This is a genomic window from Acidovorax sp. LjRoot118 (assembly GCF_964253575.1).
Taxonomy (GTDB): Bacteria; Pseudomonadota; Gammaproteobacteria; order Burkholderiales; family Burkholderiaceae_C; genus Acidovorax.
The window spans coordinates 1,288,242-1,313,364 of the sequence record NZ_CAXURB020000001.1 but is presented as its reverse complement, the minus strand read 5'-3'; the positions used below and the strand labels follow the sequence as shown (position 1 = coordinate 1,313,364).

Sequence of the window (25,123 nt, the reverse complement as noted above, 5' to 3'; positions counted from 1 at the left end):
TCAGGTACAAAAAACAAAACCCCGGGGCTCGCGCCACCGGGGTTTTGTTTTTGTCTACTACCTACACGCCCACAGGGTTGGCAAAAGCCTTCCTGCGGATTTGCATTCGACCGGATAACCAGGCGGGGAGCCGCAGACAGTGCTGTAGCACGGCAAGGCTCCCCAACGACGTTAGCCGGTTGAAGGCAAAGCCGTATCAGCCGTTGGTGTTGCCGTGGACGACAGTCTTCACGGGGCTGATGGCGGCGGGCATGGATTCGACCCAGTGGCGCACGCGCTCGGCGTCACCCAGGCGGCTGAACTTGCCGGCCGAGTCCAGGAACACCATGATGACCTTGCGGCCAGCGAACTGGGCCTGCATCACCAGGCAGCGCCCGGCTTCGGAGATGTAGCCTGTCTTTTGCAGGCCGATGTCCCAGGTGGGGTTCTTCACCAGGCCGTTGGTGTTGTTGAATTGCAGGGTGCGCGCGCCCAGGGCCAGCTCGTAGCCGGGCGAGGTGGACAGCTCGCGCATCACCGGGTCGCCGTGGGCCACGTTGACCAGCGTGGCCAGGTCGCGGGCGCTGCTCTGGTTGCGGCTGGACAGGCCCGTGGGCTCGACGTACTTGGTGTCGGTCATGCCCAGCAGGCGCGCCTTCGCGTTCATCTGCGCCACGAACACGTCCAGCCCACCGGGGAAGGTGCGGCCCAGGGCGTGGGCGGCGCGGTTCTCGCTGGACATCAGGGCCAGGTGCAGCATTTCGCCACGGGTCATGGTGGAACCGACGGTCAGGCGCGAGCGGCTGCCTTTTTCGGTGTCCACGTCGTCCTGGGTGATGGTCAACTGCTCATCCATGGGCAGCTTGGCCTGGGAGATGATCAGGCCGGTCATGAGCTTGGTGAGCGATGCGATCGGCAGAACGGCGTGGTCGTTCTTGCTGAGCAGCACTTCATGGGTGTCCTGGTCGATCACCAGGGCCACGCTGGACTTGAGGTCCAGGGGGTCATTGACTTCGTGCAGGCCGGCCAGTTGGCCAAACGATGGCTTGGCGGGGATGAAGGCCACGCGGGTGGCGGCCCTGGAGGTCTTGGCCGAGACGCGCACCGGCTTGGCGGCAACGGCGGCCTTGCGCGGGCCGGCGGACTTCTTGGCGGTGGCGGATGCCACCTGCTTCTTGGCGGGCGCCTTCTTGCGCTCGTTGGCATGTGCCATGGGCGACGCAAGCGCCGCACTCACAACAACAAAGCCCAGAAGCTGGAAAAAACGGTTCATTGCGGTGCTGCGGCCATGGTGCATCAAAGTGCTCCAAAGGGTAAGAAGTGTGGGCCAGTGTACAGAATCAAAAAAAGTCGCGCAAGATCAAGACCTTGCGCGACTTTCCAAGAAAGTGAATGAATTATAAATTCAACACTTATCCCTGTGCAGCCACCCGGTCAGCTTTACTTTGTAATTTGTTCAACGCGCTGAGGTAGGCCTTGGCTGACGCGACCACGATATCGGGGTCAGCGCCCACTCCGTTGACCACGCGGCCGCTGTTCTGCAGGCGCACGGTGACCTCGCCCTGGCTCTCGGTGGAGCCGCTGATGGCGTTGACGGAATACAACACCATCTCGGCACCGCTCTTGACGTGGGACTCGATGGCCTTCAAGGATGCATCCACCGGGCCATTGCCTTCGGACTCGCCGCGCACTTCGTGGCCGTCCACCGTGAAGACAATGCGCGCACGGGGGTGCTCGCCGGTTTCGCTCTGCTGGAACAGCGAGACAAAGCCGTACTGCTCCTTCTCGGCGGTCACGCTCTCGTCGCTGACCAGGGCCAGGATGTCCTCGTCGAAGATCTCGCTCTTGCGGTCGGCCAGCTCCTTGAAGCGGGTGAAGGCGCTGTTGACCTCGGTCTCGCTCTCCAGGCTCACGCCCAGCTCCTGCAGGCGCTGCTTGAAGGCGTTGCGGCCGCTGAGCTTGCCCAGCACGATCTTGTTGGCGCTCCAGCCCACGTCTTCGGCGCGCATGATCTCGTAGGTATCGCGCGCCTTGAGCACGCCGTCCTGGTGGATGCCACTGGCGTGGGCGAAGGCGTTGGCGCCGACCACAGCCTTGTTGGGCTGCACCACGAAGCCGGTGGTCTGGCTGACCATGCGGCTGGCGGCCACGATGTGCTTGGCGTCGATGTTCAGGTCCAGGTCGAAGTAGTCGCGGCGCGTCTTGATGGCCATGACGACTTCTTCGAGCGAGCAGTTGCCGGCGCGCTCACCCAGGCCGTTGATGGTGCACTCGACCTGGCGGGCGCCGCCGATCTTCACGCCGGCCAGGGAGTTGGCCACGGCCATCCCCAGGTCGTTGTGGCAGTGCACGGACCAGATGGCCTTGTCGCTGTTGGGAATGCGCTCGCGCAGCGTCTTGATGAAGTTGCCGTACAGCTCGGGGATGGCGTAGCCCACGGTGTCGGGCACGTTGATGGTGGTGGCACCCTCGGCGATCACCGCTTCGAGCACGCGGCACAGGAAGTCCGGGTCGCTGCGGTAGCCGTCTTCAGGGCTGAACTCGATGTCGGCCACCAGGTTGCGGGCAAAGCGCACCGACTGGCGCGCCTGCTCGAGCACCTGCTCGGGCGTCATGCGCAGCTTCTTTTCCATGTGCAGCGCCGAGGTGGCGATGAAGGTGTGGATGCGAGCGCTGTTGGCACCCTTGAGCGCTTCGGCCGCGCGCGAGATGTCGCGGTCGTTGGCGCGCGAGAGCGAGCAGATGGTCGAGTCCTTGATGGCGTGGGCAATGGCCTGCACGGCCTCGAAGTCGCCGTTGGAGCTGGCCGCAAAACCCGCTTCGATCACGTCCACCTTCAGGCGCTCGAGCTGGCGTGCGATGCGCAGCTTTTCGTCCTTGGTCATGGAGGCGCCGGGCGATTGCTCGCCGTCGCGCAAGGTGGTGTCGAAAATGATGAGTTTGTCGGCCATGGGGTTCTCCTGGTATTGATGGTGGGGTGGTCCGCAACGCTGAATTCTGGCGCCCAAAGCAAAAGGCCCGTTGCGGGTGCATACGGGCCTTTGTGGAAAACGTGTGCGCGTGCGCCTACCGTCTCCGCCCGTGGGGAGCTAGCAGTAGGATTGCAATGGCCAACGTGTTCATGCCGTGCAATGTAGCACAAGTGCAGCCAATGCGGCGCGCTGCCGTCATTTGTGCAGGCCGCGCTCGTCGGGTTCGTCGGTGGAGGTGCTGATCACGCTGCTGTGCTGCCCCTTGGCCTTGCGCCAGGCGTACACGCCGTAGCCGCTCAGGCCATACAGCACGAACACGCTGAACAGCATGATGGGCGGCGAGATGTTGATGACGGCGATGCCCAGCGCGATCAGCACGATCACGACGAAGGGCACGCTCTTTTTCATCTGGATGTCCTTGAAGCTGTAGAACGGCACGTTGGTCACCATGGTGAGGCCGGCGTACAGCGTGAAGGCGAACATGATCCAGGTGACCTGGTTCCAGGTGAGCCAGGTGTCCATGCCGCGTTGCACCCCGAGCTCGGTCATGAGCCAGATGAAGCCAGCCACCAGCGCAGCGGCTGCAGGCGACGGCAGGCCCTGGAAGTAGCGCTTGTCCACCACGCCCGTGTTCACGTTGAAGCGTGCCAGGCGCAGCGCGGCGCAGGCGCAGTAGACGAAGGCCGCGATCCAGCCCCAGCGGCCCAGACCCTTGAGCGACCATTCGTAGGCGATGAGCGCGGGTGCGGCGCCAAAGGACACCATGTCCGACAGCGAATCCATCTGCTCACCGAAGGCGCTTTGCGTGTTGGTCATGCGGGCCACGCGCCCATCCAGGCTATCGAGCACCATGGCGCAGAACACGCCCACGGCCGCCAGGTCGAAGCGCCCGTTCATGGCCATCACGACGGAATAGAAGCCCCCGAACAACGCCGCCAGCGTGAACAGGTTGGGCAGGATGTAGATGCCCTTGCGCCGCTTGCGCACCATCACACCAGAACCGTCGGCGGAATCCTTGCCGTCATGCATCGAAAAAATCTCCATCGCCAGACCGGCCGGCGTGAACAGCTACCCAATTTATAGTATTCGGCACCTGCGCCGCACGGCGCATGGCACCCCCTCCGAGAGAACCGAAGGCGCAGTGTAGCTGCACCGGCAGGCACCCGGGCCATGTACCTGTTAACAATTGATTACGCAAGGCCATGCGGCCCGCCGCAGGCAACATGCCCAGCCCCACCCGGCAACGAAAAAGGCCACCGAAGTGGCCTTTGGGATCGTGTACGCAGGGCGCAGTGGATCGCGAGATCAGTTGCGGGTCTGGTCGACCAGCTTGTTCTTGGCAATCCAGGGCATCATGGCGCGCAGCTTGCCGCCCACCACTTCGATGCTGTGATCGGCGGTGTTGCGGCGGCGGGCGGTCATGCTCGGGTAGTTCAGGCGGCCTTCCTGGATGAACATCTTGGCGTACTCGCCGCTCTGGATCCGCTTCAAGGCATTGCGCATGGCAAGGCGCGACTGCTCGTTGATGACTTCAGGGCCGGTCACGTACTCGCCGTACTCGGCGTTGTTCGAGATCGAGTAGTTCATGTTGGCAATGCCGCCTTCGTAGATCAGGTCCACGATGAGCTTGAGCTCGTGCAGGCATTCGAAGTAGGCCATTTCAGGGGCGTAGCCGGCTTCGACCAGGGTTTCGTAACCCATCTTGATCAACTCGACGGCACCGCCGCACAGCACGGCCTGTTCGCCGAACAGGTCGGTCTCGGTTTCTTCCTTGAAGTTGGTCTCGATGATGCCGGCCTTGCCGCCACCATTGGCCATGGCGTACGACAAGGCCAGGTCACGGGCCTTGCCGGACTTGTCCTGGTGCACGGCCACCAGGTGGGGCACGCCGCCGCCCTGGGTGTAGGTGTTGCGCACGGTGTGGCCAGGGGCCTTGGGGGCGACCATCCACACATCGAGGTCGGCGCGGGGCACGACCTGGTTGTAGTGCACGTTGAAGCCGTGGGCAAACGCCAGCGAAGCGCCTTGCTTGATGTTGGGGGCCACATTGTTGGTGTAGACCTCGCCGATCTGCTCGTCGGGCAGCAGGATCATGACCACGTCGGCGGCCTTGACCGCGTCGTTGACTTCCATCACGTTCAGGCCGGCCTTGCCGACCTTGTCCCACGAGGCGCCGCCCTTGCGCAGGCCGACCACGACCTTCACGCCGCTGTCGTTCAGGTTCTGTGCGTGGGCGTGGCCCTGCGAGCCGTAGCCGATGATGGCAACGGTCTTGCCCTTGATCAGGCTCAGGTCACAGTCTTTGTCGTAGAAAACTTTCATGGGTCGCTCCGGTTGAAATACGTTGTTTGGGTTGAAAAATAAACAGTCGATTGTCTTACATCGGATTTGGATTCGACCGGATGGCTAGGCGGGGAGCCGCAGACAGTGCTTTGGCACGGCAAGGCTGCCCAACGACGCTAGCCGGTCGAAGGCAAATCCGTTACACGCGCAGGATTCGCTCGCCGCGGCCGATGCCGCTGGCGCCGGTTCGCACGGTTTCCAGGATGGCGGTGCGGTCGATGGCCTGCAGGAAGGCGTCGTTCTTGGACTGGTCACCGGTGAGCTCGATGGTGTAGCTCTTTTCGGTCACGTCGATGATGCGGCCGCGGAAGATATCGGCCATGCGCTTCATCTCTTCGCGCTCCTTGCCCACGGCGCGCACCTTCACCATCATGAGCTCGCGCTCGGTGTAGGCACCCTCGGTGAGGTCGACCACCTTGACCACTTCGATGAGGCGGTTCAGGTGCTTGGTGATCTGTTCGATCACGTCGTCGGAGCCCGTGGTCTGGATCGTCATGCGCGAGAGCGATGGATCCTCGGTGGGCGCCACGGTGAGCGATTCGATGTTGTAGCCACGGGCAGAGAACAGGCCCACGACGCGCGACAGCGCACCGGGTTCGTTCTCCAGCAAAACGGCAATGATGTGTTTCATGGTGAAGACATTCCTCTTTTCGCTGCCCTCCCCTGCGCACGGTAATGCGCAGGCTCGGCAGGCAATAGATTCGTCGAAGTGAAGCTATCGGACTGATAGCAGGAGATTGGCCTGCGGCAACAACATGGCCGTTGCTGCAGGCCGCAGCGGGAGCCGAAGGCCTGTGTTTACAGGTCTTCGGAGCCCAGCAGCATTTCGGTGATGCCCTTGCCGGCCTGCACCATCGGGAACACGTTCTCGGTGGGGTCGGTACGGAAGTCCATGAACACCGTGCGGTCCTTGAGCTTGCGTGCTTCGCGCAGCGCAGGCTCGACGTCCTTGGGGTGCTCGATCAGCATGCCGACGTGGCCATAGGCCTCGGCCAGCTTCACGAAGTTGGGCAGCGCGTCCATGTAGCTGTGGCTGTAGCGGCCGGAGTATTCGATTTCCTGCCACTGGCGCACCATGCCCAGGTAGCGGTTGTTCAACGAGCAGATCTTGATCGGCGTGTTGTACTGCAGGCAGGTCGACAGCTCCTGGATGTTCATCTGCACCGAGCCTTCGCCGGTGATGCAGAACACCTCGGCTTGCGGCTTGGCCAGCTTGATGCCCATGGCGTAGGGAATGCCCACGCCCATGGTGCCCAGGCCGCCGGAATTGATCCAGCGGCGCGGCTCGTCGAAGCGGTAGTACTGGGCTGCCCACATCTGGTGCTGGCCCACGTCGGACGTGATGTAGGTGTCCACGTCCTTGGTCATGTTCCACAGCGTTTCCACCACGTACTGGGGCTTGATGACGTCGGGACTGCCCATGCTGTACTTCAGGCAGTCGCGCTTGCGCCAGCCTTCGATGGTGTCCCACCAGGCGGCCAGGGCACCGGCGTCGGGGCGGGTGCTGCTCTCGCGGACCATGGAGATCAGCTCGGTGAGCACGTCCTTCACGTCGCCGACGATCGGGATGTCGACCTTCACGCGCTTGGAGATGCTCGACGGGTCGATGTCGACGTGGATGATCTTGCGGTCGTTCTGCGCGAAGTGCTTGGGGTTGCCGATCACGCGGTCGTCGAAGCGCGCGCCCACGGCCAGCAGCACGTCGCAGTTCTGCATCGCGTTGTTGGCTTCGATGGTGCCGTGCATGCCCAGCATGCCCAGGAACTTGCGGTCCGACGCGGGGTAGGCTCCGAGGCCCATCAGCGTGTTGGTGACCGGGTAGCCCAGCATGTCCACCAGCGTGCGCAGCTCGTTGGTGGCATTGCCCAGCAGCACGCCGCCGCCGGTGTAGATATAGGGGCGCTTGGCGGCCAGCAGCAGCTGCAGCGCCTTGCGGATCTGGCCGCTGTGGCCCTTGCGCACGGGGTTGTACGAGCGCATTTCCACGCTCTGCGGGTAGCCGGTGTAGGCCGCCTTCTTGAAGGACACGTCCTTCGGGATATCGACCACCACAGGGCCCGGGCGGCCGGTGCGGGCGATGTGGAAGGCCTTCTTGAGCGTGATGGCCAGGTCGCGCGGGTCCTTGACCAGGAAGTTGTGCTTGACGATGGGGCGCGTGATGCCGACGGTGTCGCATTCCTGGAAGGCGTCGAGCCCGATGGCGGGCGTGGGCACCTGGCCGGAGATGATCACCATGGGGATCGAATCCATGTACGCCGTGGCGATGCCGGTGACGGCATTGGTCAGGCCGGGGCCCGAGGTGACGAGGGCGACGCCGACTTCACCCGTGGCGCGGGCATAGCCGTCGGCGGCGTGCACAGCCGCCTGCTCGTGGCGCACCAGCACGTGCTGGATGGTGTCCTGCTTGTACAGCGCGTCGTAGATGTACAGAACCGCGCCGCCGGGGTAGCCCCAGATGAACTGGACGTTCTCTGCCTGGAGCGACTTGATGAGGATCTCGGCACCCATGAGGTCCTGAGAGCCGGAAGCGGAGGGGGTGTTGTTGCCCTGCGAAGCAGCGGCTGCCGAAGTGAGCTCGGCCTTGGAGATTTCCATGATCAACCTTTGTGAATTTCTCTGACGAAAAACCTTGGGTGCCCCTTGCATGGACTCTTGTGGAGCCAGCTTGGAACTTGAGGCCAAGGACATGGGCGGGATGATTGCCGCGCCGGACCGTGACCCGTTTGCCTTTTGAATTGCAGCCGCGATTATCGCACTGCAACACGTGCAAATGCATGCTGCGTCTAAAAAAACACCAGAGGATGCGATAATCGGCGGCTGGGCTCCTCTCAGGAGGGGCTCTGCACCTGTTGTTGGGGCGCCGCACTGGCGCATACCCTGCAGCATCCCATTCCCGGGCTGACCCGTCTTGGCAACCGAACAAGAACTCTCCGATTTCCTCAAAAGCGTAGAAAAGCGTGCCTTCAAGCGCTCGGTCTACCACGTCCGCAATGAGGAAGCGGCCCTGGACATCGTGCAGGACAGCATGCTCAAGCTGGCCGAACACTATGGGGACAAGCCGGCGGCCGAGCTGCCCATGCTCTTTCAGCGCATCCTCTCCAACTGCACCCTGGACTGGTTTCGGCGCCAGAAGACACGCAATGCACTGTTTTCGAGCATGAGCGACTTCGAAGGGCCCGGCGAAGATGGCATGGATTTTGATCTGCTGGAGGCGTACTCCGGCCCCGACGACGGAGACAAGGCCGAAAGTGCCGAAGACCTGACCCGAAGGGCCCAGACCTTCCACCAGATAGAGGCCGAGATAGAAGAATTGCCAGCACGTCAACGGGAAGCCTTCCTCATGCGTTACTGGGAAGAAATGGATGTATCAGAAACGGCAGCCGCCATGGGTTGTTCGGAAGGCAGTGTGAAAACGCACTGTTTTCGTGCCATACAAACCCTGAGCAAGGCACTGAAAGCCAAAGGAATAGAACTGTGAACACCACCCCGACACTCTCCCAGGAAGCTGCAGCAGAACGTTTTGCCCGCCGCGTATCGGCGCGGCTGACGGATGGCTCGCAGGATCTGCCCTATGACATCTCGGAGCGCCTGCGCGCATCGCGCATGCAGGCACTGGCCCGGCGCAAGGTGCTGGCCCCCGTGCGCGCACCCGCCAGGGCAGCCGCTCCGGTGGTGCTGGCCGGCGGCGCCTCGGCCGCCCTCGGCGGCGGTGGCAGCGAGGGCAACAGCTGGTGGAACGCCCTGGTGTCCGCCGTGCCGCTGATCGCATTGGTGGTGGGCCTGTTCTTCATCAGCACGGTGCAGGACGAGTTTGGCGCCAACGAGATCGCCGAGGTGGATGCCGCCCTGCTGACCGACGAGCTGCCTCCAGAAGCCTACTCCGACCCGGGATTTGTCCAGTTCCTCAAGACGGCAGCGCAGAATCACTGATTTGGCCCACTGCCCGATGCATGCATAAAGGACTTCCCGACACCCCCCCACCACTGCCAGCCATCGTGCTGGCTTTGGCGCTTCTGGGCGCGCTGACCGCCTTCGCCGTGACGGTCGTGCAGCAGGTGGGCATGGCACCCGCTACCTTGCTGCCCTCGGCCGCCACACGCCCCACCCCTGCAGCGGCGACGGCCCTGCGCCCCGCAGGCGGAGCCACCGCCCTGCCCTCCGAAGGCCTGGCCGAAGTGTCTGCAGGCCCGGGCTGGGAAACACTGAACACCCGGCAAAAGCTTGCGCTCTACCCCTTGGCCGAACGCTGGTCGCTGATCAGCGAGGTGCAAAAGCGCCGCTGGCTGGCGTTGGCGGTAAATTTCCCCGAGCTGCCCGAAGAGGAGCAGGCCAAGCTGCACAGCCGCATGACCGAATGGGCCAGCCTGAGCGCGCAGCAGCGCAGCCAGGCCCGCCTGAACTACGCCAGCACCAACCGCCTGGCCGGGGACAACAAGCTCGCCCAGTGGGAGGCCTACCAGGCCCTGACCGCCGAGGAGCGCGACCTGCTGGCCGCCACGGCCCCACCCAAGCCCCGGGGCGCAGCGACCGCGCTGCACCCGGTATCCCCACGCAAACTGGTGCAGGTGCCCGCCGCCACGCAGGCCAACCCCCTGCGCCCCAATGCGCCCAAGATCCCGCCGGTGACCGACCATGGCCCGCGCCTGGCCATGCCGGTCCCCGCCGCAATGCCCGCTTCGGAGGCCTCGGCCTCTGGCCCCGCCAGCCCCGTGGTGGTGGAAACAGCCCCCGTGGTCGTGCCCACCGCCGTGCCGGCCGCGCTGCCACCTCTGGCGCCCGCGGGCTCCGACCCGGCAGCGCCCGCAGCACCGCCCAGCGCCGACAATTCCGGCCTGTACCCCAACAACTGACGGCGTCAGCCGTGCCGATCGCGCAGCCCGGAATGCCCGCCTCCCCCACCCCCAGCACGCCGCAGGCAGACATCGCCCCCCAGGCCACGGCACCCGCCACCACCCCCAGCCTCATGCGCCGCATGGCCTGCTGGCTGTACGAGGGCATGCTGATGTTCGGCGTGGTCTTCATCGCCGGCTACCTGTTCGGCACCTTGAGCCAGACCCGCAATGCCATGGACAACCGCCATGCGCTGCAGGCCTTTCTGTTCGTGGTGTTCGGCATCTACTTCACCTGGTTCTGGGCCAAGGGCCAGACCCTGGCCATGAAGACCTGGAACATCCGCGTGGTGGACCGTGCCGGCCGCCCCATCAGCCAGCCGCGCGCCCTGCTGCGCTACGTGCTCAGCTGGCTGTGGTTCTTGCCGCCGCTGGCTGCCGTGTCTCCCTTCGCGCTCTCGGGCGGCGAAACCACGGTCCTGGTCATCGGCTGGGTGGCCGTCTGGGCCATTCTGGCGCGCTTCCATCCACAGCAGCAGTTCTGGCACGATGCACTGGCCGGCACCCGGCTGGTGCATTTCGAGCACAGCAAGAAGTAAGCACCTCGGTGCGGGCTTCTTTGAGCAGGTTCTTAAGCCCACCGTCATAACACTGCGCGAGAATCCCGGTTTTTCCTTATGTCCACACCCCAGCCCACCGCCCCCGCCAATCCCCAGAAAGCCCGCACGGGCCTGAACCGCATCTGGCATGCGGCCGGTTACTCGTTCGAAGGCCTGCGCGCCGGCTGGGGTGAAAAGGCCTTTCGCCAAGAGGCCGTCGCCGCCATCGTGCTGTTGCCGGCTTCGCTGTGGCTGGGGCGCAGCTGGGTGGAAGTGGCCCTCTTGGCCGGCTCGGTGGTGATCGTGATGATCGTCGAGCTGCTCAACACCGGCATCGAGACCGCCATCGACCGCATCGGGCCAGAATGGCACGACCTGTCCAAGCGCGCCAAGGACATGGGCAGTGCCGCCGTGCTGCTGGCGCTGCTGCTGTGCGCGGGCATCTGGGCAGGGGCCATTTTTCAAAGGATCGCGCATGGCTGAACCGGCTTTTTCCATCTGCGTGTACTGCGGTTCGCGCCCCGGCGAGAACGAAGCCTATGCCGAAGCGGCCACGGCCGTGGGCACATGGATCGGCGCGCATGGCGGGCAACTGGTCTATGGCGGCGGGCGCAGCGGCCTCATGGGCACGGTGGCGGAGGCCACGCGCCAGGCCGGTGGCCGCGTGGTGGGCGTCATTCCCCAGGCGCTGGTGGACAAGGAACTGGCCAACCGCCAGTGCGACGAATTGCACATCGTGCAGACCATGCACGAGCGCAAGGCCATGATGGCCGAGCGCAGCGATGCCTTCATCGCCATGCCCGGCGGCATCGGCACCTTCGAGGAGCTGTTCGAGGTCTGGACCTGGCGCCAGCTCGGCTACCACGACAAGCCCTTGGGCCTGCTCAACGTGGCCGGCTACTACGACGGCCTGCTGGCCTTTTTGAACCACAGCGTGGCCAGCGGCTTCATGGGCGAATGGCAGATGGGGCTGCTGCACGCCGCCAGCGACACCCCCACCCTGCTGCAGACCTTGGTGGAACAGGCCGGCAACAACGCTCGCCAGATTCCGCTGCGATCAGTGATCTAAGCCATGCGGCCGCGCATTGCGCGTGGCCAGCCGATTTGCGGGCGGTGCACGGCCCGCAAATCGGCATCACACCGCAGCGTCGTCCAGGTCGCCGGTGCGGATGCGTACCGTGCGCTCCACAGCGGTCACAAAGATTTTGCCGTCACCGATCTTGCCGGTGCGCGCGACGTTGACGATGGCGTCCACGCAGCGGTCCACGTCCTCGCTCTTGACGACGACCTCGACCTTCACCTTGGGCAGAAAGTCCACCACGTACTCGGCACCGCGGTACAGCTCGGTGTGGCCCTTCTGGCGGCCGAAGCCCTTGACCTCGGTGACGGTCAGGCCCGTCACGCCGCATTCGGCCAGGGCTTCTCGGACTTCTTCGAGCTTGAAAGGCTTGATGACGGCGGTGATCATTTTCATGGCGGGTCTCCTGGAGATGAAAAAAAGGGAACGGGCTGCTCGTGGCCTGGGCTCAGGCCATCAGAACTGCATCAAGCGCGAAAGCTGTTGGTGATAGGGTAACGCCAATCCTTGCCGAAGCTGCGGCGCGTGACGCGAATCCCTACGGGCGCCTGCTGGCGCTTGTATTCGTTGATCTTGATGAGCCGGGTCACGCGCTCCACGTCGGCGCGCGCAAAGCCGGCGGCGATGATGGACTCGATGGGCTCGTCGTTCTCCATGTAGCGCGAGACGATGGCGTCCAGCACGTCGTAGGGCGGCAGGCTGTCCTGGTCCTTCTGGTCCGGGCGCAGCTCGGCGCTCGGCGGGCGGGTGATGATGCGCTCGGGGATGGGGCTGGCGCCCGTGCCATATGGGTCGTGGGCATTGCGCCAGCGGCACAGCGCGAACACGGTGGTCTTGGCCACGTCCTTGATGACGGCAAAACCGCCGGCCATGTCGCCGTAGAGCGTGCAGTAGCCAGTGGACATTTCGCTCTTGTTGCCCGTGGTCAGCACGATGGAGCCGAATTTGTTGGACAGCGCCATGAGCAGCGTGCCGCGGATGCGCGCCTGCAGGTTCTCCTCGGTCGTATCTTCGGCCAGGCCCGCGAAGTCGCTGGCCAGCGCGGCCTTGAAGGCCTCGAACTGGGGTTGGATGGAAATCTCGTCATAGCGCACGCCCATGCGGGCCGCCATGTCGCGCGCATCGATCCAGCTGATGTCGGCCGTGTAGGGCGAGGGCATCATCACCGCACGCACCTTGTCTGCGCCCAGCGCATCCACGGCGATCGCCAGCACCAGGGCCGAGTCGATGCCGCCCGACAGGCCCAGCAGCACGCTGGGGAAGCGGTTCTTGCCCACATAGTCGCGCACGCCCATCACCAGCGCGTCCCACAGGTCGGCCTCTGCACTGCGCAGCGGGGCGATGTCGCCTTGGAATGCCGGCGGCGTGGTGCCGTTGCCAGCCTCCACCTGCACGGTGAACAGCGCTTCCGCGAAGCCCGGCGCACGCGCAACCACAGCGCCATCGGCACCCAGGGCGAAGGACCGGCCCTCGAACACCACCTCGTCCTGCCCGCCTACCAAATGGGCGTAGACCAGGGGCAGCCCCGTCTCGCGCACGCGCTCGCGCATGGTGTCCTCGCGCTCGGCGCTCTTGCCCAGGTGGAAGGGCGAGGCATTGATCACCGCCAGCAGCTGCGCACCGGCAGCAGCCGCGTCACGCGCGGGCGCGGCGAACCAGGCGTCCTCACAGACCAGCAGGCCCACACGCACGCCAGCCACCTCGAACACGCAGGGCGCCTGGCCTGCAACGAAGTAGCGCCGCTCGTCGAACACCTGGTAGTTGGGCAGCTCGCGCTTGGCATAGGTCTGCTCCACCACGCCATCGCGCAGCACGCTGGCGGCGTTGAAACAGGCACTGAAAGCCGGGGCATCGGCACGCACGGCTTGCGGATGCCCGAGCACGATGGCCAGGCCTTTCAACCCCGCAGTCTCACGGGCCACGGTTTTCACGGCATCATCGCAGGCGGCGATGAAGGCCGGGCGCAGGAACAGGTCCTCCGCCGCGTAGCCGCAGATCGCCAATTCGGGCGTGAGCAGCAACTGCGCACCCTGGGCATGGGCGTCCCGCGCTGCGGCAATGATCTTTAGTGCATTGCCGGGCATGTCGCCCACCACAAAATTGAGCTGCGCTGTGCAAATGGAGAGCGTCATGGAACTGGAGAAGGCCCTTGGGGCCAGGTTGAAGACAACCGCCAATGCAGGCCCGCAACCCGCCGCAGACCGCCATCTGGCAGTGCAATGCAGGCCGCTGGGCACACATGGCTGAGCAATTGCACATTATCGCCCGCGTGCTGGCCTCCCCGCAGGAGGTGGACGCCAATGCCTGGAACGGCCTGCTGGCTTTGCAGAGCCACCCCACGCCCTTTTTGCGCCACGAATACCTCACGGCGCTGCACGATAGCGGCAGCGCCACGCCCCAACGCGGCTGGACGCCGCGCTTCATGACGCTGTGGGGCGGCGAGGACACACTGCTGGCCGCCTGCCCGCTGTACCTCAAAAGCCACTCGTACGGCGAATACGTCTTCGACTGGGCCTGGGCCAGCGCCTACGAACAGCACGGCGTGCCCTACTACCCCAAGGCCACCATCGCCGTGCCCTTCACCCCCGTGCCCGGCACCCGCCTGATGGCGCGCGACGAAGAGAGCCGCGCCCTGCTCGTGCAGGCCGTCTGCCAGTGGTGCGAGAGCCAGGGCGTGTCGTCGGTGCATGTGCTGTTCGCCAGCAGTGACGACATCAAGACCAGCGCCGACGAAGGCCTGATGCTGCGCCACACGGTCCAGTTCCATTGGAAGAATGAATCGCCGACGGCAACCGCGTCACCCGCATCCCTGGATGGCAACAACCCGCCACCGACCCGCTACGCCAGCTTCGACGACTTTCTCGCCAGCCTGGCCCAGGACAAGCGCAAGAAGATCCGCCAAGAGCGCAGACGGGTGGCCGAGGCGGGCGTCACATTCCGCTGGTCACGCGGCGCCGACATCAGCCCCGCGGACTGGGACTTCTTCTACCGCTGCTACGAGCGCACTTACCTGGAGCACGGCAACCCGCCCTACCTCACGCGCGACTTCTTCGCCCGCATGGCGCAGACCATGCCCGAGGCCTGGCTGCTGTTCATCGCGGAGAAGGATGGCCACCCGATCGCCAGCAGCCTGATCGCGCTGGGTGACTACGGCACGGAGGGGCTCGTGGCCTATGGCCGCTACTGGGGTGCGCTCGAGCGTGTGGACTGCCTGCACTTCGAGGCCTGCTATTACCAGCCGCTGCAGTGGTGCATTGAACACGGCGCCCAGCGCTTCGAGGGCGGCGCCCAGGGCGAGCACAAGATGGCCCGCGCCCTGCTGCCCGTGCAGGCCAGCAGTGCCCACTGGATTGCGCACCCGGCCTTTGCCGAAGCGGTGGAGCGCTTTCTTGAACGTGAAGGCCAGGGGGTGGAAGGCTATCTGGAGGAACTGCAGGGGCGCAGTCCGTTCAGGCAGGGGTGAGGTATCTGGCGGATATCAATTGGCGTCGCTGCCCGGGTCAGCATGGTGCGCACCATCGGCATGCCCGTCCGGTTCGGCGGCATCGTGCGCTCCCACACCTGCGACCGAGCCCACCGCCAAAGACCCGAAAAACCAGCCCAGCAATCCGAGCCCCGTACTGAGACCAAACATCACAGCACCTGAAGCAGTGAGCGACCAGTCATGGACATGCGGGCCGCAGACCATGGCCCCGCCTATCGCGCCAAGCGCCAAACCGCCCCACAGTCCGCGCTCGCGGTAGCGTCGCAGCAAATCAGAGCCGGCGCGCGGGTTGAGCTGGGCTTGCATGGTTGTCCTTGTCACAGCGTTGAGAGGGTTTATCCACGATCCGCGTTGACCAGTCAACATATCGCCAGCCCACTCACGGGTTGGCGACCGCGCCATCTGCGCCCTGCCCCCGCACAAAATCCACAAACGCCCGCAGCGGCGCCGGCAGGTACCGCCGCCCGGAATAGTAGAGAAACGGCCCTGAAAAAGGCCGCGCCCAGTCTTCGAGCACCGGCACCAGCGCCCCGCTGTCGATGTGCGGCTGCAGCCAGCCTTCGAACATGTGGATGATGCCGCAGCCCGCGAGCGCGGCCTCCACCGCCAAGTCCACACCGCCCGAGATGCGCACGATCAAGGGGCCGGAGGGATCCACGACGACCACTTCGCCACCGCGCTCGAACTCCCAGGCGGGCATGGTGCCGCTGGCAAAGCGGCCGCGCAGGCAGGCGTGCTGCATGAGCTCGCGCGGGTGTTCGGGCCGGCCGCGTGCGGCAAGGTAGGCGGGCGAGACGGCGGTGGCCATGCGCTGCCAGCGAGGGCCGATGGGGAGGGCGATCATGTCCTGCTCCAGCCGCTCGTCGTAGCGGATGCCGGCGTCGCAGCCCTCGGCGAGGATGTCGACAAAGCCCTCTTCCACCACCACGTCCAGACGGATGTCGGGGTAGGCTGCGAGGAACGGTGGCACGATGGCCGGCAGCACCAGGCGTGCGGCGCTGGCGGGCACGTTCAGGCGCAGGGTGCCGGCGGGCCGGTCGCGAAAGCCATTGACCACATCGAGCGCGGCAGCCACCTCGCCGAGCGCCGGGCCCAGGCGTTCGAGCAGGCGCGCCCCGGCCTCGGTGGGCGTCACGCTGCGCGTGGTGCGGTGCAGCAGGCGCACACCCAGCCGTGCTTCGATCCGGCGCACGGCCTCGCTCAGGCTCGATGCGCCGACACCGCCCAGGCGCGCCGCCTCGCGGAAACCGCCGCCGCGTGCCACGGCGACAAAGGCGGCCAGATCACCCAACTGCTCGGCCATGGACAGGATCCCTTGATGGATTGTTCGCTGTGCCGCACAACCTGTGCGCACTCAACCGGCTTATCGTACACAGGCTGCGTGCCTACAGTCGATGCATCTCCATTGAAAGGACTCTCCCATGACAGCAATCGACAAGGCCGGCAGCTTCCGGCTCGGCCACCGCGACGTGAAGCGCCTGGGCTACGGCGCCATGCAACTGGCCGGCCCCGGCGTGTTCGGCCCGCCCAAGGACCGCGTCGCCGCCGTAGCCGTGCTGCGCGCTGCCGTGGAAAGCGGCGTGGACCACATCGACACCAGCGACTTCTACGGCCCGCACGTGACCAACCAGATCATCAAGGAGGCGCTGCACCCCTACCGGGACGGCCTGACCATCGTGACCAAGGTGGGTGCGCGGCGCGGCGACGATGCCTCGTGGCTGCCCGCGTTCTCGGCCGCAGAGCTTACGCAGGCGGTGCACGACAACCTGCGCAACCTGGGCCTCGACGTGCTGGACGTGGTGAACCTGCGTGCCATGTTCAGCGTGCACGGCCCGGCCGAGGGTTCGCTGGAGGAACCATTGACTGCGCTGGCCGAGCTGCAGCGCCAGGGCTTGATACGCCACATTGGCCTGAGCAACGTGACGGCGTGCCAGGTGCAGGACGGGCGCAGGATCACCCCGATTGCCTGCGTGCAGAACATGTACAACCTGGCCCATCGCGAAGACGAGGCCCTGCTCACACAACTGGCCGCCGCAGGCACGGCCTATGTGCCCTTCTTCCCGCTAGGCGGTTTCACGCCGCTGCAGTCGGGCGTGCTGTCAGACGTGGCCGCTGACCTCGGCGCCACGCCCATGCAGGTGGCGCTGGCCTGGCTGCTGCAGCGCTCACCCAATATTCTGCTGATTCCGGGTACCTCGTCCGTCGCCCACCTGGAGCAGAACCTGGCGGCGGCGCAACTGCAATTGCCTCCCGAGGCAGTGGCACGGCTGAACACCCTGGAACAGCCGGACACCACACCAGTGCACTGAATCAGCCGTTGATTCTTGAGCACGATGGGGCTTGAGCCCCATCAAATGCACCACAACGATTCAACCAGCCACCCAAAAAGCACCAAACAAGGGCATCTCACAACCATTTTGCTATCGCGCGCCAAAAACGCATCACTTTGGTGCAATCGCCGCTCCTGCCAAGCGCAGAACCTGCACGCCGTCTCAGAAGCTTTCCCACTCATCATCGGACGCCGCCTTGGCGGTCGCCCCCGCTGCAGGTGCAGTCGGTTTGGCAGTGGTTTTTGCCACGCTGGGTGCCGGTGCCGCAAGCTTGCGCGGCGCCACGCTGGCGACCGGTTTGCGAGCGGCAGGTGGCGACACCGGGGGAGAAGGGCGCGGGCGAGGCGCGGTGGCGGCCTGGGCCGCTGGCACACCTGCCGACAGCTTGAACACCTCTACCGCGCCCACCAGAGCCTGGGCCTGGTGGCTCAGGCTACCGGCGGCGGCGGCCATTTCTTCGACCAGGGCGGCGTTCTGCTGCGTGACCTGGTCCATCTGCGTGACGGCATCGCCGACCTGGGAGACACCCTGGCTCTGCTCGGTGCTGGCAGCGCTGATCTCGCCCATGATGTCGGTCACACGGCGGATCGAGGCCACCACCTCGGTCATGGTGGCGCCCGCCTTGTCGACCAGCGCGGTGCCCTGCTCGACCCGCTCCACGCTCGCATGGATCAGGCTCTTGATCTCCTTGGCCGCGTCTGCGCTGCGCCCGGCCAGGCTGCGCACCTCGCTGGCCACCACGGCAAAGCCCCGGCCCTGCTCGCCCGCACGGGCGGCTTCCACGGCCGCATTGAGCGCCAGGATGTTGGTCTGGAAGGCAATGCCGTCGATCACGCCGATGATGTCGGAAATCTTCTTGCTGCTGTCGTTGATGCCTTTCATGGTCGCCACCACTTCCGACACCACGTCGCCACCCTGCACGGCCACGGTGGAGGCGCTCATGGCCAACTGGTTGGCCTGGCGCGCGTTGTCGGCGTTCTGCCGCACGGTGGAGCTCAGTTCCTCCATGGAGGCGGCCGTTTGCTGCAGAGCACTGGCCTGCTCCTCGGTGCGGATGGACAGATCGTGGTTGCCCGAGGCGATTTCGGCGCTGGCCGAGGCCACGCCCTGCGCATTGCCACGCACCCCCGATACCACCTGGGCCAGGTTGTCACGCATGGCGGTCAGGCCGGTGAGCAGGCGCGCGATCTCATCACGCCCCTGTACCGGGATGGCCACCGTGAGATCGCCGCGGGACACGGCATCGGTGATGTCCACCGCATTGCCCAGCGAACGCGAGATCTGGCGGATCATCGAGCCGCCCACCAGCACCGCCAGCAGCACGCCCAGCACCACGGCGCCCACGGCCAGGGCGCGGATGGTCTGGTAGCTGGCTGCGGCACGGTCGTACTCCATCTTGGCCTGGTCGAGCTGCACCTGCATGAGCAGGCCCAGCACCTCCTGCAGCGGGTCCATCGCCGGGTACAGGTCCTTGGCGGCAAAGGTGGTGAGGGCGGGTATGTCGCCCGCACGGAACAGACCCGCCAGGGCCTCGGTGGCGGCATCCGCCTTGGCCTGCAAGGGCTTGAAGCGGTCCACCAGGATCTTTTCCTCGGGCGCCAGCTTCGTCGCCAGGTAGGCGCTCCAGTTGGTGTCGATGGCCTTGCGCGCATCGGCCACCGACTGCAGGCCCTGCGCGGCGGTCATGCCGCCGTCGCGCACCTTGTGCGCTGCATCGACCACGTTGACCGCGTACATGTCGGCCACGATCTTGATCTGCTTGAGGGGCACCACCCGGTCGTCATACACCGATTTGAGCCCGGCGTTGGACTGCCCCATGCCCAGCAGACCGGCACCGCCGACCAGCAGCACAAGGCAGCACAACACAGCCAGAAGCCCCGCCAGGCGGGTGGAAATCTTGAACCGATTCATGGCCAGTCTCCTGAAGTAACGATCTGTAAACACAGAATCGCAAGATCCAGGCCAGCACACACCTCGTTCAAGGCCTCTTTGCCCTCCCGGCGTGTCACCGCATGAGGGGTGCCTTACACCAACAGCAACGGGGAATCAGAAGCTCTCCCACTCATCATCCCCACCCCCGGCCGCCTTGGCCGGCGCCTTGGGTGCCGCTGCCGCCGCAGGGCTTGCCGCCGCGGTGGCCTTGGGCGCCGCCAGCCGGCTGGCCGCCGGGGCCTTGGCCGCTGGCCTGGAGGTTACGGCCGCGCGCGCTGCCGGTGCCGCCATGGCCACCGGCTTGCGCACCGCTGGGGCTGCTGCAGGGGCCGCGCTGCGCTGGCTGCCTGCGCCGTCGCCCGCCAGCCTGAACACCGCCACCGCGTTCACCAGCTCGCCCGCCTGGCTGTTCAGGCTGCTCGCCGCTGCGGCCATCTCCTCCACCAGCGCTGCGTTCTGCTGGGTGGCCTGGTCCATCTGGGTGACTGCTTCTCCCACTTGGCCCACCCCTGCGCTTTGCTCGCTGCTGGCGGCGCTGATCTCGCCCATGATGTCCGTCACGCGCCGGATGGCTGCCACCACTTCGGTCATGGTGGCCCCGGCCTTGTCCACCAGTTGCGTGCCTTGCTCCACGCGTTCGACGCTGGCGGTGATCAGGCTCTTGATTTCCTTGGCCGCTTCGGCGCTGCGCCCGGCCAGGCTGCGCACTTCGCTGGCCACCACGGCAAAGCCCCGGCCTTGTTCGCCCGCCCGGGCGGCTTCCACCGCTGCATTCAGGGCCAGGATGTTGGTCTGGAAGGCGATGCCGTCGATGACGCTGATGATGTCGGCGATCTTGCTGCTGCTGGCGTTGATGCCTTTCATGGTCTCTACCACTTCGGCCACCACGTCGCCGCCTTGCACGGCCACGGTGGAGGCGCTCAGCGCCAGCTGGTTGGCCTGGCGTGCGTTGTCTGCGTTCTGGCGCACGGTGGAGCCAAGCTCTTCCATCGAGGCGGCCGTCTCTTCCAGTGCCGAGGCCTGCTGCTCGGTGCGCGCCGACAGGTCGTTGTTGCCCGAGGCAATCTGGGCGCTGGCCGAGGCCACGCTTTCGGCGTTGCCGCGCACCGTGGTCACGGTATTCGCCAGGCTTTGCTGCATGCGCTGCAGGGCACTGAGCAGGTGGCCGGTTTCATCGCGGGATTGCACGACGATGTCGCCACTGAGATCGCCGGCGGCGACGCGGTCGGCGGCCTGCACCGCCTGGGCCAGGGGGCGGGTGATGGAGCGGATGAGCCACACCGCCGCCAAGACTGCCAGCAGGATCGCGAACGCGGCTGCAGCCCACATCACGAAACGCGCATTGAGGTAGATCGAAGCGGCGCTGGCGCTAGCGGCCCTGGCACCAGCGCCGTTCAATGCCGCGAGTTTCTTCAGGGTATCAATCGACTCCATGTACCACTTGCGCGATTCGCCCTGCAAAAACGCAAAAGCCTGCTCGCTCTCGTTCTTGCGCGACAGCTCCAGCAGCTTCACGGCAGACTCGCCATAACCCTTGCGCGCCTGGACATAGGTTTCATACAGCTTGCGTTCCGCATCGCTGGCGATCAAGCCTTCGTAGGTGGCCTCTGTCGCCTTGATCTCGGCGCGCATACCCTCCATCGCTTTTTCCACCTGAGCCTTGGCCGAAGGGTCCTGGGTGGTCAGATGCCGGAATTCATTGAGCCGCGCTTCTGCCAGCTGGGCGTCGAGGCGATTCACCAACTCGACACTGGGCAGCCAATTTTCGGTGATGTCCGACGTACTGCCATAAATCGCGGTCAGTTGCGACAGCGCTGTGGCGATGACTGCGAGCAACAGCAGTACAAGGGCGCCAAAGGTGCCCGCCATGCGAGTCGATATCTTGAGATTGTTCATGGTGTCGTTTCCAGAAAATACCTGACTGGTCCACAGCGCACCAGTCCACTGCCGACTTCTGCGCCGCCTGCCTTTGTATCAGGTCGCCGCAGCCTTCACCAGCCCGATGTCGGCACTGCACAGCAGCGCCTCGATGTCCATCAGGATCAGCATGCGCTCACCCACGCTGGCAATGCCGGTGACAAAGGCCGGGTCCAGGTTGCCCTGGGGCTCGAACTGCGGCACGGGTTTGATGAGTTCCGGGGTCAGGGTGACCACGTCGGCCACGGCATCCACCACGGCACCGACCAGCAAGGACCCCAGGTCCAGGATGATGACCACCGTGAAATCGGTGTAGCTCGCCTCGGGGCAGTGCAGCTTCATGCGCAGGTCCAGGATGGGCACGATGCGCCCGCGCAGGTCGATCACCCCCTTGATGAAATCCGGCGAATGGGCCAGGCGGGTGGGCTGCTCGTACGAGCGGATCTCCTGCACCCGAAGGATGTCGATGCCGTACTCCTCCGCACCGAGGCGAAAGCTGAGGTACTCCCGCGCACGGCCGGGAGGCGGGGCATTGCGGGAAGAGATTTCAGGCGAGGCTTCAGCAAGGGGTTGGTTCATGGCGGGTGTTTTCGGGATGGAAAAGCATGCACCCGGTTGAGGGATTGCAAGCACTCCCAAAAGCATAGCAGCAAAAAGTTACATTTCATAACAAAAACACGGCCAGATGCCGACTGCTGCAAGGCCAGTCCCCGCCTCATTGGAGAGCTACCTCCACTCCCGGCGAGGGTTCCGGCTCAAAAAAATGTTACCGTTACCCGGGCTGTCGAATGGCACGCCGCTGCACAGCTGGCGCCCCTGCCGCCGCACCGCCCCTGACGCCGCCGGGCAGTTGCCTCGTGCCCCATGGAATGACCTGATGACGCTGTTCACCAAAAAAGAGAAGAACCCCCACCACATGCCTGCCCCCGGCCTGCCCTTGCTGGCGCTGGAGCTGCGCGCGCCCTGGGAATTCGGGGCGGTGCTGCCTGCCTGGCCGGTACTGCAGCGCGCCCCCCGGGGCGATGGGCATACCGTGATCGTCTTCCCCGGGCTCACAGCCGGTGACGCCACCACGGCACCGTTGCGCCGCTACCTGGAGTCACGCAGCTACGACACCATGGGCTGGGGCCAGGGGCTGAACCTGGGCCCGCGCGAAGGCGTGCTGGACAACGCCAAGCAGCAGTTGCAGCAGGCTGCGCAGCGCAGTGGCGGCAAGGTGAGCCTGGTGGGCTGGAGCCTGGGCGGCATCTATGCCCGCGAGCTGGCCAAGGAACTGCCCGACCTGGTGCGCTGCGTGGTGACGCTGGGCACGCCCTTTGCCGGGCCCCACACCTCCACCAATGCCTGGCGCATCTACCAGTTCGCCAGCGGCCGCAGCATCGAGCGCGAGACCGAGAACTACAACCTGCCCGAGGCCCCGCCCGTGCCCACCACCAGCATCTACTCGCGCAGCGATGGCGTGGTGGCCTGGCGCGGCAGCCTGCAGGCCCCCTCCCCGCACAACCCGCACACCGAGAACATCGAGGTGGTGGCCAGCCATTTCGGCATTGGCCTGAACCCGAGCGCCTGGTGGGTGGTGGCCGACCGGCTGGCCCAGCCGCAGGGGCCGGGAGCCGCGTGGCAGGCCTTCAAACGCCCTGCCCTGCCGGGGCTGCAGCTGGTGTTTCCGGATCCACACCGACCACGCTGAATGCGGTCAGCACCAGTTCAGGAGTGACAAACCCGCCGACTGCGGGTTGAAAGAGCAGGCGGCCCAGGGACAGCCTGCGGCCTTCAATCAGAAGCTCTCCCACTCATCATCCCCACCCCCGGCTGCCTTGGCCGGCGCCTTGGGTGCCGCTACCGCCGCAGGGCTTGCCGCCGCGGTGGCCTTGGCCGCCGCCAGCCGGCTGGCCGCAGGTGCCTTGGTCGCTGGCCTGGACGTGACTGCCGCGCGCACAGCCGGCGCTGGCATGCCCACTGGCTTGCGCACCGCTGGCGCAGGGGCAGGTGCCGGTGCGCGGTAGCTGCCCGCGCCGCTGCCGTCACCCGCCAGCCTGAACACCGCCACCGCGTTCACCAGCTCGCCCGCCTGGCTGTTCAGGCTGCTCGCTGCTGCGGCCATCTCTTCCACCAGCGCTGCGTTCTGCTGGGTGGCCTGGTCCATCTGCGTGACCGCTTCTCCCACCTGGCCTACCCCTGCGCTTTGTTCGCTGCTGGCCGCGCTGATCTCGCCCATGATGTCGGTCACCCGCCGGATGGCTGCGACCACTTCGGTCATGGTGGTCCCGGCCTTGTCCACCAGCAGCGTGCCTTGCTCCACGCGCTCCACGCTGGCGGTGATCAGGCCCTTGATTTCCTTGGCCGCTTCGGCGCTGCGCCCGGCCAGGCTGCGCACTTCGCTGGCCACCACGGCAAAGCCCCGGCCTTGCTCTCCGGCCCGGGCGGCTTCCACCGCTGCATTCAGGGCCAGGATGTTGGTCTGGAAGGCGATGCCGTCGATGACGCTGATGATGTCGGCGATCTTGCTGCTGCTGGCGTTGATGCCTTTCATGGTCTCGACCACTTCGGCCACCACGTCGCCACCCTGTACGGCCACGGTGGAGGCACTCAGTGCCAGCTGGTTGGCCTGGCGTGCGTTGTCTGCGTTCTGGCGCACGGTGGAACCGAGCTCTTCCATCGAGGCAGCCGTCTCTTCCAGTGCCGAGGCCTGCTGCTCGGTGCGCGCCGACAGGTCGTTGTTGCCCGAGGCGATCTGCGCGCTCGCCGAGGCCACGCTTTCGGCGTTGCCGCGCACACCGGTGACCACGCGGGCCAGGTTGGCGCGCATGTCCTCCAGCGCCGACAGCAACTGGCCCATTTCATCCTTGCCATGGGCCGGCATGGCCGCCGTGAGATCGCCTTCGGCAATGGCGCGCGCAGCGCTCACGGCCTGGCCCGCAGGGCGCGTGACCGAGCGCGTGATGGACACGCCCAGCACGACCGCAAGCGCCACGCAGGCGGCCAGCGTGCCCAGCACCCAGATCCGGGCTGCCTGGAAGACCGACTGCACCTCCTCCTGCTCCTTGTCGGCCATGGCGGAGTTGATCTTCTGCAATTGGCCCAGGGTTTCGGCGGCGGCCACGAAGGCGGTTTCGGATTCACCGGCAAACAGCCCGGACAGGGCCTCGGAGCTCAGTTCCATGGTTTCACTGGAGCTGAAGTCCACCCCCTTGGCGACCTCCACCAGGTTGGCCTGGAGCTTGTAGTAGGCGACCTTGCGCGTGCGAAAGGTCTGGAAGGCCTCGCGCTCCTCACCGGCAGTGACCAGCGGTTCGTACTGCGCCTCCACACGCTCCAGGTCTTTGGCACGCGCGTTCATCTGCTCGGCAAAGGCCTGGACTTCGGCGGTGCTGCGCGCCGTGATCATGCCGGCCTCGGAGCGCCGCATGCGGTTCATCAACACCCTGAGCTCGCCCGTGTAGCCCACGCTGGGCAGCAGGTTGCTGGCGATCTCCTGCGCGTTGTGGTGGATGCGTGACAGCTGGAACAGCGAGACCGCCCCCAGCAGGGCCGTGAGCAGCACCAGGGCAAAGAACCCGATCCCCAGCTTGAGCCCGATACGCACGTCGGAAATCTTCATATCACCCCTTGGCCACGGCCATTCGTGCCAGGGCGGGCGCAGGATTGCGCACCGACACC

General features: G+C 65.6%; 23 protein-coding genes. 9 read left to right on the top strand and 14 right to left on the bottom strand.

All coding sequences use genetic code 11. From position 1 onward, the window contains the following. Positions 1-196: 196 nt before the first annotated feature. The 6 genes from ACSQ9E_RS06105 to ACSQ9E_RS06080 form a co-directional block, all read right to left on the bottom strand. Positions 197-1,276, bottom strand: coding sequence for a serine hydrolase (locus ACSQ9E_RS06105; RefSeq protein WP_057205804.1), 1,080 nt, complete (start codon positions 1,274-1,276; stop codon positions 197-199). 115 nt (positions 1,277-1,391) lie between these two features. After that, positions 1,392-2,930, bottom strand: coding sequence for a 2-isopropylmalate synthase (locus tag ACSQ9E_RS06100; protein WP_057205802.1), 1,539 nt, complete (start codon positions 2,928-2,930; stop codon positions 1,392-1,394). Positions 2,931-3,146: 216 nt separating this feature from the next. Continuing rightward, positions 3,147-3,980, bottom strand: coding sequence for a CDP-diacylglycerol--serine O-phosphatidyltransferase (gene pssA / locus ACSQ9E_RS06095; RefSeq protein WP_436217177.1), 834 nt, complete (start codon positions 3,978-3,980; stop codon positions 3,147-3,149). Between the two features lie 276 nt (positions 3,981-4,256). Continuing rightward, entirely contained in the window at positions 4,257-5,273 is a 1,017-nt protein-coding gene (gene ilvC / locus ACSQ9E_RS06090) for a ketol-acid reductoisomerase (RefSeq protein WP_057205799.1), read from the bottom strand. 160 nt (positions 5,274-5,433) lie between these two features. Then, on the bottom strand, positions 5,434-5,925 hold the full coding sequence (gene ilvN, locus ACSQ9E_RS06085) for an acetolactate synthase small subunit (RefSeq protein WP_007857867.1): 492 nt from the start codon (positions 5,923-5,925) through the stop codon (positions 5,434-5,436). Between the two features lie 167 nt (positions 5,926-6,092). Next, the gene (locus ACSQ9E_RS06080; protein WP_057206217.1) at positions 6,093-7,889 is read right to left on the bottom strand and encodes an acetolactate synthase 3 catalytic subunit; all 1,797 of its coding nucleotides are present in this window, start codon (positions 7,887-7,889) and stop codon (positions 6,093-6,095) included. Between the two features lie 313 nt (positions 7,890-8,202). On the opposite strand from ACSQ9E_RS06080, the gene ACSQ9E_RS06075 reads away from it, so the two are divergent. From ACSQ9E_RS06075 to ACSQ9E_RS06050, 6 genes are all read left to right on the top strand, one after another. Then, a complete protein-coding gene (locus ACSQ9E_RS06075) occupies positions 8,203-8,772 on the top strand; it encodes an RNA polymerase sigma factor (RefSeq protein ID WP_057205797.1) in 570 nt (189 codons plus the stop codon). Continuing rightward, positions 8,769-9,224, top strand: coding sequence for a DUF3619 family protein (locus tag ACSQ9E_RS06070; RefSeq protein ID WP_436217176.1), 456 nt, complete (start codon positions 8,769-8,771; stop codon positions 9,222-9,224). The genes ACSQ9E_RS06075 and ACSQ9E_RS06070 overlap by 4 nt, the downstream gene beginning before the upstream one ends. A gap of 20 nt (positions 9,225-9,244) precedes the next feature. Next, entirely contained in the window at positions 9,245-10,144 is a 900-nt protein-coding gene (locus ACSQ9E_RS06065) for a DUF3106 domain-containing protein (RefSeq protein WP_436217175.1), read from the top strand. A 32-nt stretch (positions 10,145-10,176) separates the two neighbouring features. Further along, positions 10,177-10,722: an RDD family protein gene (locus ACSQ9E_RS06060; protein ID WP_436217174.1), complete on the top strand. Its 546-nt coding sequence runs from the start codon at positions 10,177-10,179 to the stop codon at positions 10,720-10,722. 78 nt (positions 10,723-10,800) lie between these two features. Then, positions 10,801-11,205 carry a diacylglycerol kinase gene (locus ACSQ9E_RS06055; protein WP_427999939.1) on the top strand — a complete coding sequence of 135 codons (405 nt, stop codon included), beginning with the start codon at positions 10,801-10,803 and terminating at the stop codon, positions 11,203-11,205. Continuing rightward, positions 11,198-11,791 carry a TIGR00730 family Rossman fold protein gene (locus ACSQ9E_RS06050; protein ID WP_436217173.1) on the top strand — a complete coding sequence of 198 codons (594 nt, stop codon included), beginning with the start codon at positions 11,198-11,200 and terminating at the stop codon, positions 11,789-11,791. Before ACSQ9E_RS06055 ends, ACSQ9E_RS06050 begins: the two co-directional genes overlap by 8 nt. Positions 11,792-11,857: 66 nt before the next feature. Here ACSQ9E_RS06050 and ACSQ9E_RS06045 read toward each other — a convergent pair whose 3' ends face one another. Together ACSQ9E_RS06045 and ACSQ9E_RS06040 are read right to left on the bottom strand one after the other, a co-directional pair. Further along, positions 11,858-12,196, bottom strand: a complete 339-nt coding sequence (locus tag ACSQ9E_RS06045) for a P-II family nitrogen regulator (RefSeq protein WP_015013651.1) — start codon at positions 12,194-12,196, stop codon at positions 11,858-11,860. A gap of 71 nt (positions 12,197-12,267) precedes the next feature. Continuing rightward, positions 12,268-13,932, bottom strand: coding sequence for an NAD+ synthase (locus ACSQ9E_RS06040; protein ID WP_436217172.1), 1,665 nt, complete (start codon positions 13,930-13,932; stop codon positions 12,268-12,270). 107 nt (positions 13,933-14,039) lie between these two features. Here ACSQ9E_RS06040 and ACSQ9E_RS06035 point away from each other — a divergent pair, with 107 nt between their 5' ends. Continuing rightward, a complete protein-coding gene (locus ACSQ9E_RS06035) occupies positions 14,040-15,263 on the top strand; it encodes a GNAT family N-acetyltransferase (protein ID WP_436220189.1) in 1,224 nt (407 codons plus the stop codon). 15 nt (positions 15,264-15,278) lie between these two features. On the opposite strand, the gene ACSQ9E_RS06030 is transcribed toward ACSQ9E_RS06035, so the two are convergent. Continuing rightward, a complete protein-coding gene (locus ACSQ9E_RS06030; RefSeq protein ID WP_436217171.1) occupies positions 15,279-15,590 on the bottom strand; it encodes a hypothetical protein in 312 nt (103 codons plus the stop codon). A 73-nt stretch (positions 15,591-15,663) separates the two neighbouring features. Then, positions 15,664-16,587 carry a LysR family transcriptional regulator gene (locus ACSQ9E_RS06025; RefSeq protein ID WP_436217170.1) on the bottom strand — a complete coding sequence of 308 codons (924 nt, stop codon included), beginning with the start codon at positions 16,585-16,587 and terminating at the stop codon, positions 15,664-15,666. A 118-nt stretch (positions 16,588-16,705) separates the two neighbouring features. On the opposite strand from ACSQ9E_RS06025, the gene ACSQ9E_RS06020 reads away from it, so the two are divergent. Further along, a complete protein-coding gene (locus tag ACSQ9E_RS06020; protein WP_436217169.1) occupies positions 16,706-17,593 on the top strand; it encodes an aldo/keto reductase family oxidoreductase in 888 nt (295 codons plus the stop codon). 183 nt (positions 17,594-17,776) lie between these two features. Here ACSQ9E_RS06020 and ACSQ9E_RS06015 read toward each other — a convergent pair whose 3' ends face one another. From ACSQ9E_RS06015 to ACSQ9E_RS06005, 3 genes are all read right to left on the bottom strand, one after another. Continuing rightward, positions 17,777-19,525, bottom strand: a complete 1,749-nt coding sequence (locus tag ACSQ9E_RS06015) for a methyl-accepting chemotaxis protein (protein WP_436217168.1) — start codon at positions 19,523-19,525, stop codon at positions 17,777-17,779. Positions 19,526-19,660: 135 nt separating this feature from the next. Further along, on the bottom strand, positions 19,661-21,442 hold the full coding sequence (locus ACSQ9E_RS06010) for a methyl-accepting chemotaxis protein (RefSeq protein WP_436217167.1): 1,782 nt from the start codon (positions 21,440-21,442) through the stop codon (positions 19,661-19,663). A gap of 78 nt (positions 21,443-21,520) precedes the next feature. Then, positions 21,521-22,042 carry a chemotaxis protein CheW gene (locus ACSQ9E_RS06005; RefSeq protein ID WP_436217166.1) on the bottom strand — a complete coding sequence of 174 codons (522 nt, stop codon included), beginning with the start codon at positions 22,040-22,042 and terminating at the stop codon, positions 21,521-21,523. A 298-nt stretch (positions 22,043-22,340) separates the two neighbouring features. Here ACSQ9E_RS06005 and ACSQ9E_RS06000 point away from each other — a divergent pair, with 298 nt between their 5' ends. Continuing rightward, the gene (locus ACSQ9E_RS06000) at positions 22,341-23,153 is read left to right on the top strand and encodes an alpha/beta fold hydrolase (protein WP_436217165.1); all 813 of its coding nucleotides are present in this window, start codon (positions 22,341-22,343) and stop codon (positions 23,151-23,153) included. An 87-nt stretch (positions 23,154-23,240) separates the two neighbouring features. Here the strand turns inward: ACSQ9E_RS06000 and ACSQ9E_RS05995 are convergent, their stop codons facing one another. Continuing rightward, positions 23,241-25,064 (bottom strand): methyl-accepting chemotaxis protein, encoded by a 1,824-nt coding sequence (locus ACSQ9E_RS05995; RefSeq protein WP_436217164.1) that lies wholly within the window; start codon positions 25,062-25,064, stop codon positions 23,241-23,243. Positions 25,065-25,123: the final 59 nt, after the last annotated feature.